Raw genomic sequence first — 6,887 nt, forward strand, 5'->3', positions numbered from 1 at the left:
TCAGCTATTTACATGCCTTCCCGTTTGATCTGCTCAAAATTGACAAATCTTTTATTCAGCGGTTAAGTCATACCTCTAGCCAATCTGTGAATCTGGTGCCGGCCATTATGGCGATCGCCCAAACCTTGAGGATTCAGGTGATTGCAGAAGGGATTGAATCCTTGCCCCAGCTTAGGGATCTCCAGCGGCTGAACTGTGCTCGTGGTCAAGGCTTCCTCTTTGCAAAACCTATGCCACCGGAGTCAGTGCAACCGCTGCTTGGTGTCTCATTGTTCAACCAACCCTTGAGCTTGGACTATTCATCCACAGAAGTCCGGTCATCGCGACCCACGTGAAGTTACAGCCATCGTTCCCCGAGTTTTGTTCCCTGATCTCTGGTTCCCTTTGACTTCGCTCAGGGAACCAGAGCTAGATGCTAGATACGACTTCGCTCAGATCAGCATCGTCCCTGGGATGGTGTTGCTCTTGGGCTGCTTGCGCCGCCTACGAGATCCCATGAAAAAACGGAGCCCCTAGCAGGACTCCGTTTTCATGGATATCAATGACCGATCGTTAGATAACGAAAGCGATCTAAGCTTCAGCCATAGCTGGGTAAACGCTGACCCGCTTACGGCTGCGGCCTTTACGTTCGAAGGTTACAACACCATCGACGAGGGCAAACAGTGTGTCATCACTGCCGCGACCCACGTTAACACCAGGATGAACTTTGGTGCCTCGTTGGCGGATCAAAATGTTGCCAGCCCGAACGACTTGCCCACCGAAGCGCTTAACGCCGAGTCGCTGAGCATTAGAGTCCCGACCGTTCCGAGTACTGCCTGTTCCTTTCTTATGAGCCATAGCTCTCTCTCAACTCCATGCACGTATTCACAACAACGCTGACTCTCAGTTTGTTCAGCATCCTATCTTAGCCTAACGAACCTTGGACGTCGTTGGACTAATCTGCAACCACCGCGTCCTGCGGTTCATCTGCTCCATCTACATCCGCAGGAGCCGCTGCTGCTTCTGTTCCAGCTAGCACGGTGCCATTGAGATTGATCGAGTTGATCATCAAGCGGGTTAGTTCTTGACGGTGACCTTGCTTTTTCCGCGTTTTCTTCTTCGGACGCATCTTGTAAACGATGATTTTGCGTCCGCGCAAATGGCGGAGAACGGTCGCTTCTACCGTAGCACCGGCAATGGTGGGCTGTCCGACGGAAATGTCTCCATCGTTGTCGATGTAGAGCACTTGGTCGAGGGTGACGCTACCGTCATCTTCCACGTCGAAGCGGTTGAGGTCATAAAACCTGCCTGGCTCGACTCGTAGTTGAGTGCCGCCGGCTTCAATAATTGCGTATGCCATGGGATTCTCCGTAGGATGCCGTACAGGTCACTGGTCGATAGATCGGCGATCGCAACCAGTTGTTGACAGGGCCGCACCTGATCCGAGCATGATAAATAGTTAGCAATTCATCATGACAGATGGATTGAAGCTATGTCAAGGCTGGATCGCGATCGCTTGGTAGGTAAACCCTGGCAGATCAAGGCGGCGAGATCAGGAAGGAGGGACAGTGGACTGCTATCGGCTAGAGGTGCGCATCTATCAACGGCCTTTTCGAATGCCTTTGCAGACGAGTCATGGACGTTGGCAGGTGCGGGATGGCTTAATTGTGCGGCTGGAGAACAGGGCGGGGCAGGTGGGGTTTGGGGAAATTGCGCCTCTGCCTTGGTTGGGTAGTGAGTCGTTGGAAAGGGCGATCGCGTTTTGTCAGCGTTGCCTGCCGATGGTGACGGCGGAGCAGATCATGCAGATTCCCGATACGCTGCCAGCCACTCAGTTTGGCTTGGGCATGGCGCTGGAGCGGCTGGGTCATGAGGTGCGATCCCCGATCACCTGGACCTGCAGTCAACTGCTGCCTACGGGAGCCGCGGCCCTGCAGGTTCCCCTCGTGCCAGGCACCTATAAGTGGAAAATTGGGGTGCAGCCCCTGCAGCAGGAACAGCAATGGCTGCAGCAACGGTTACAGGATTGGCCCCTAGGCGCAAAACTGCGGCTGGACGCGAATGGCGGCTTGGATCAGGCGGCGGCGATCGCTTGGTTGCAGGTCTGCGATCGCCTCAATCAGGCCACCCCGGTGATTGAATTTTTGGAACAGCCCCTGCCAGCAGATCAGGTGCCGCAGATGCAGCAGTTGGGCGATCGCTACACCACGCCCATTGCCCTCGATGAGTCACTAGCCACTATGCACCATGTGCGGCATTGGCATCAGCAAGGCTGGCGGGGGATTGGAGTCGTCAAGCCAGCGATCGCCGGTTTTCCCCAAACGATTCGCCAGGTTTGCACCGACGTAGGGCTGGATGTTGTATGGTCGTCTGTGTTTGAAACACCCATGACCCAGCGATTTATTGCCCAGCATCTTGCCCCCGTGGCGGGCGATCGCGCCGTAGGGTTTGGGATCAATCATTGGTTTGTCGATGCAGGGTGTCACGGATTGGAGGATGAGGATCTATGGGCAACGCTCCCACCCCTAAGGACGTAGAGCAGCAATGCCGAGGGCGATCGTGGCTGCTGGGCGATCGCGCCTCGGATCTGCAGATCCAGTTTCAGCAGGTCTTAGATGCTCGCCACGCTGACGTTCAGCCATGGATCCAGGCAGGAGTGCTGCCCACGGTGGCGATCGCTGACGACAGTCCCGCCGCCTATTTGGCCAGTTTTCTAGCGGCTTGTCAGTCCGGCTGTCCGGTGGTGTTGGGTAACCCTAAGTGGGCGATCGCGGAATGGCAGACGGTGCTAGACGTAGCGCAACCCACGCACGTTTGGGGATCATCACCACCATCCTTAACTCTGCCTTGCACGGCCACGCCCCTGCCTCCCGGCTGGATTCTGATTCCCACCGGAGGAACCTCAGGGCAGTTGCGGTTTGCCATCCACACCTGGGCAACGCTCATGGCTGCCGCCGTGGGTTTTCAGCAGCATTTCCACTGCCAGTCCGTCAAAAGCTGTTGCCTACTGCCGCTCTACCATGTCAGTGGTCTGATGCAGGCGATGCGAGTCTGGCAATCCCAGGGACAGCTAGCGATCGCCACCTTGCCAGACTTGATGGAGCATGGCCCCCCAGGGTTTGATCCCCAACAGTTTTTTATCTCCCTTGTGCCAACCCAGCTCCAGCGGCTGCTAGATCAACCTTCGTCTTCCCTGTGGCTATCCCAGTTTCGTGCCGTTTTACTTGGCGGTGCGCCAGCCTGGCCGACCTTGTTGGATGATGCCCAGTGCCGCCAGATTCCCATTGCCCTGACCTATGGCATGACGGAAACGGCTGCCCAGGTTGCCACCCTATCACCTCACCGTTTTTTACAGGGCGATCGCAGTTGTGGCCCGGCCCTACCCCACTGTGCGATCGCCATCGTGGATGACCAAGGCCAGCCTCTCCCCATTTACCAGCCTGGGCGCGTGGTGTTGCGCAGCACATCCCAGTGCCTTGGCTATCTACCGGAATCACCGGATGGGGAAGCGATCGCCGGCCAGCCCTTGCTCACCGATGATCTAGGCTATCTAACCTCCGCCGGTGATCTCCATCTGGTAGGACGCAGAAGCAGCACCCTGATCACCGGTGGCGAAAATGTTTCTCCAGAGGAGGTAGAAGCCGCTATTCGGTCTACAGGACTCGTAGCGGATATTGGCATCGTCGGTCTGCCCGATCGCCATTGGGGAGAGGCGGTGACGGCGGTCTACGTGCCCACTGCGGGAACTCCCGCTGAGGATCAGATGTTGGCCCACATGGCGATCGCCCTCCGCCCGCATCTCAGTCGCTTTAAGCATCCTAAACATTGGATTCCTGTGGATTCCTTGCCCCGTAATTCCCAAGAAAAGCTCCAGCGCGCGGCTTTAAAAGCGATCGCCCATCAGTGGATGGCTCAACAGGTCATGGTTAAGCCATGAGATGGGCAACAATATTGCGCAGCACTTGCGTAAAGCTGTGGTCTGGATATTTCACCGAAAAGAGGCCGCTACTGGCCAACACCATCATTTCATCCGAATGGGGTAAAACACCCGCCACAGTTGCGCCATAGGTTTGCTCAACCCGGAGTTTCAGTTCATCAAAGTCAAACACAGTGGGAGCCTTGTTCACCACCATCAACAAGTTAGGCACCTCTAGCTTACGAGCTACATCCACCGTCACGGCGGTGCCTTGGTAATCTTGTGAATCTGGCCGGAGGATGAGCAACAGCACATCAGAAATGGTGATAGACAGCAGGGTTTCTTCGTTGAGACCCGGATGGGTATCGATAAACAGATAGTCTAGCTCTAGATTTTCAATCAGGTCTTGAAATCCTTCATTGAGCAAGCCGACATCATAGCCCTCTCGCAACACCCGGGCAATTTCACCTGCCTTGACGCTGGCGGGGATCAAGTAGATTTTGCTGGTAGGCTGAGCCCGTTCGCCGATGGCATAGGTGACATCATAGGCAACATCAGCAATTGAACAGCGCCCCCAGAGGTAATCATTGAGCGATCGATCAATTTTTTGATCATCAAACCCAAACAGTACATGAATGCCAGGTGACTGAATGTCCGTGTCTACAATCCCAACGCGTTTCCCTTTGGCGGCCACTAATGCTGCTAGGTTTGCGGTGGAGTTTGACTTGCCGGTTCCACCCCGATAGGAATGGATCGAAATCACTCTAGACATGAACATCCTCGAATAACAACAATAGGGCTGGCGTCTATTCGACGTAAAGTCTCGACCTTCCCCAATAGTATATGGGTTGTCTAGGCTTCAGAGGTAGCTCAATCGTCAGCGATCGCCCTTGTTCAAGGTAAAGATCTGGATGCAATCTCCAAGACATTCGAATTGAAACGATTGAAGAGGCGATCGGGTCATCTACCAGATAATTCGGTATTCTGAAAGAAGCTGCTTTACGGAACTTCACAAGTCCGCCCCTTACGCCTATGAAATGCATCATCAATCGTCGGGCCCAGTTCTCAGCGAGCCATCGATATTGGTTGCCAGAGCTAAGCGATGCGGAGAATGCTGAACGGTTTGGTCGCTGTGCTGACGCTCCAGGCCATGGTCACAACTACGTCCTCTACGTTTCGATGGAGGGAGACCTTGACCAATATGGCATGGTGCTCAACCTATCGGATGTGAAGCATGTCATTAAGCGAGAGGTGACCAGCCAACTCGATTTTTCTTCCCTCAACCAAGCTTGGCCAGAATTTAGCCAAAGCTTACCTACAACCGAGAACCTCGCGCGGGTAATCTGGCAGCGTCTTGCCCCTCACCTGCCGCTGGTTCGCATTCAGCTTTTTGAACATCCTGAACTTTGGGCAGAATACCACGGACAATCTATGAACGCACATCTAACACTGAGCACCCACTTCAGCGCCGCCCACCGGTTGGCCTTGCCCCATCTGTCCTTAGAAGAAAATTTAGAGATCTACGGTAAATGTGCCCGAGTCCATGGTCATGGTCACAACTACCATCTGGAGGTGACGATCGCGGGAGAGATGGATGAACGCACGGGCATGATTGCCGATCTCGGTGCGTTTCAACAGATCGTTCAGGATTATGTCACGGAACCGCTGGATCACACCTTCCTTAACTATGACATTCCCTACTTTAAGGAGATTGTGCCCACGGCGGAACAGATTGCTGTGTACATTCGCCAAGTGTTGGAAGCCCCAATCCGCGAGATTGGCGCAACGCTCTATAAAGTTCGGTTGATTGAAAGTCCGAACAATTCTTGCGAGGTCTACGGCTCGGCGGTGGAATCGGGAACTCCTGCAACTCAAGCTCAAGTGCCTGCTTTGGTGTAAGGCTGAAATACCTTGCCGATCCCCCTCAAGTCTTGGCTTAAGGGGGACGTCGAGACAGGTGTATGAACGAACTAGGTTAGCAAGCGGCGTATTGCTCGACCACGGAGACCAGTGTGTTCGTCCAGTAGTGAGTGAGTTCTTCGCTGGCTGCTTCGACCATGACCCGAATTAACGGCTCGGTACCCGAGGCCCGCACGAGGACACGACCCTGATCTACCATGGCAGCTTCGGCTTGGGCGATCGCTTCTTGGAGCATCTCAGAGGTGTGCCACTGCAGACGGCGATCGCGATCTTCAACGCGCACATTCTTCAGCAGTTGAGGATAGGTCTGGAAGCTTTGATCCATCCATTCAGCCAAGGATAGCCCTGATTGCTGCACCAATGCCGCCAAGTGCAGCGCCGTGAGCAGACCATCTCCAGAGACGCCGTAGTGGGGACAGAGGATATGACCCGACTGTTCACCGCCCAACATGGCCCCTTGGCGCACCATTTCGGCATGGACATGCTGATCACCAACGGCGGTACGGATTAACTGTCCACCCTGCTGCAGCCAGGCGTGCTCAAACCCCAGATTCGCCATCACGGTGGAGATAATCAGGTTTTGAGGGAGCTGGTTTTGTTGGCGCAGCAGTTGTCCCCAGAAATACAGAATATAGTCGCCATCAACGACTCGACCTTGGCGATCGACTGCCAGTACCCGATCGGCATCGCCATCGAAGGCAAACCCTAGATCGGCTTGATGCTCTTGCACCGCTGCCCGCAGGGGCCCTAGATGGGTTGATCCACAGTTAACATTAATGCGATCGCCGTCGGGACGATTGTGCAGGCAGATCACCTCAGCGCCCAGTTGGCGGAACACTTGCGGGGCAACCTCTGCCGCTGCGCCCCAAGCCAGATCTAAAACGACCCTTAACCCCGAAAAACTCACCCGCGATCGCAGGGGAGCCTGGAGCGACTCGGCATATTGACTGACCAACTCAGGACGGTGGTAATGCTGCCCCCATCCCGTTGCCGCTGAAGGGCCATCTTGCCCACCTCGCAGACCGGCCTCAATCTGACGCTGGAGATCAGGCGATAGCTTACTGCCCCCGGC

The 6,887-nt window shown here is 55.1% G+C and carries 8 protein-coding genes; 4 read left to right on the forward strand and 4 right to left on the reverse strand.

The window, feature by feature from the left end; genetic code table 11:
- Positions 1-335: EAL domain-containing protein (locus V6D20_01180; GenBank protein ID HEY9814410.1), on the forward strand; the 335-nt coding region annotated here is incomplete at its 5' end.
- Positions 336-570: 235 nt separating this feature from the next.
- Here V6D20_01180 and rpmA read toward each other — a convergent pair.
- Positions 571-837 carry a 50S ribosomal protein L27 gene (gene rpmA, locus V6D20_01185; protein HEY9814411.1) on the reverse strand — a complete coding sequence of 89 codons (267 nt, stop codon included), beginning with the start codon at positions 835-837 and terminating at the stop codon, positions 571-573.
- A 97-nt stretch (positions 838-934) separates the two neighbouring features.
- Entirely contained in the window at positions 935-1,339 is a 405-nt protein-coding gene (gene rplU / locus V6D20_01190; GenBank protein ID HEY9814412.1) for a 50S ribosomal protein L21, read from the reverse strand.
- 229 nt (positions 1,340-1,568) lie between these two features.
- Between rplU and V6D20_01195 the strand changes: the two genes are divergently transcribed.
- The gene (locus tag V6D20_01195; protein ID HEY9814413.1) at positions 1,569-2,516 is read left to right on the forward strand and encodes an o-succinylbenzoate synthase; all 948 of its coding nucleotides are present in this window, start codon (positions 1,569-1,571) and stop codon (positions 2,514-2,516) included.
- Entirely contained in the window at positions 2,486-3,916 is a 1,431-nt protein-coding gene (locus tag V6D20_01200) for an AMP-binding protein (GenBank protein ID HEY9814414.1), read from the forward strand. The genes V6D20_01195 and V6D20_01200 overlap by 31 nt, the downstream gene beginning before the upstream one ends.
- Here the strand turns inward: V6D20_01200 and V6D20_01205 are convergent.
- The gene (locus V6D20_01205; protein HEY9814415.1) at positions 3,906-4,667 is read right to left on the reverse strand and encodes a MinD/ParA family protein; all 762 of its coding nucleotides are present in this window, start codon (positions 4,665-4,667) and stop codon (positions 3,906-3,908) included. The genes V6D20_01200 and V6D20_01205 overlap by 11 nt on opposite strands.
- Before the next feature lie 260 nt (positions 4,668-4,927).
- Here V6D20_01205 and V6D20_01210 point away from each other — a divergent pair, with 260 nt between their 5' ends.
- Entirely contained in the window at positions 4,928-5,794 is an 867-nt protein-coding gene (locus V6D20_01210) for a 6-carboxytetrahydropterin synthase (protein HEY9814416.1), read from the forward strand.
- 76 nt (positions 5,795-5,870) lie between these two features.
- Here V6D20_01210 and V6D20_01215 read toward each other — a convergent pair.
- Positions 5,871-6,887: hypothetical protein (locus tag V6D20_01215; GenBank protein HEY9814417.1), on the reverse strand; the 1,017-nt coding region annotated here is incomplete at its 5' end.

This window comes from Candidatus Obscuribacterales bacterium (genome assembly GCA_036703605.1).
GTDB lineage: Bacteria > Cyanobacteriota > Cyanobacteriia > RECH01 > RECH01 > RECH01.